Source organism: Vibrio sp. 10N.261.55.A10, from assembly GCF_041470825.1.
GTDB lineage: Bacteria > Pseudomonadota > Gammaproteobacteria > Enterobacterales > Vibrionaceae > Vibrio > Vibrio crassostreae_C.
Map to the genome: position 1 here is coordinate 1 of NZ_JBFRNC010000148.1, position 299 is coordinate 299.

Here is a 299-nt window from a genome sequence, read left to right on the forward strand (position 1 = left end):
TGTTAAAGAGCAAGAGTTTTAAGTGTTAAACTTTTAAACCCATTTTTAAATACTCTCTTACGAGAATGCTTAAAGATGGTGGGCGATACCGGGCTCGAACCAGTGACCCCCTGCTTGTAAGGCAGGTGCTCTCCCAACTGAGCTAATCGCCCATAAAGTTTTAATTCCTAATGGAAGGAATGGTGGAGCTATGCGGGATCGAACCGCAGACCTCCTGCGTGCAAGGCAGGCGCTCTCCCAGCTGAGCTATAGCCCCATATTTTTATTTCCTTGGGAGGAAATGGTGGGTCGTGCAGGAT

2 tRNA genes are annotated in these 299 nt (G+C 47.5%); both read right to left on the reverse strand.

Annotation, left to right across the window (positions count from 1 at the left end):
• Window positions 1-76: 76 nt before the first annotated feature.
• Window positions 77-152: transfer RNA gene (locus tag AB4274_RS22135), tRNA-Val, on the reverse strand.
• A gap of 28 nt (window positions 153-180) precedes the next feature.
• Window positions 181-256, reverse strand: a tRNA-Ala gene (locus tag AB4274_RS22140).
• Window positions 257-299: the final 43 nt, after the last annotated feature.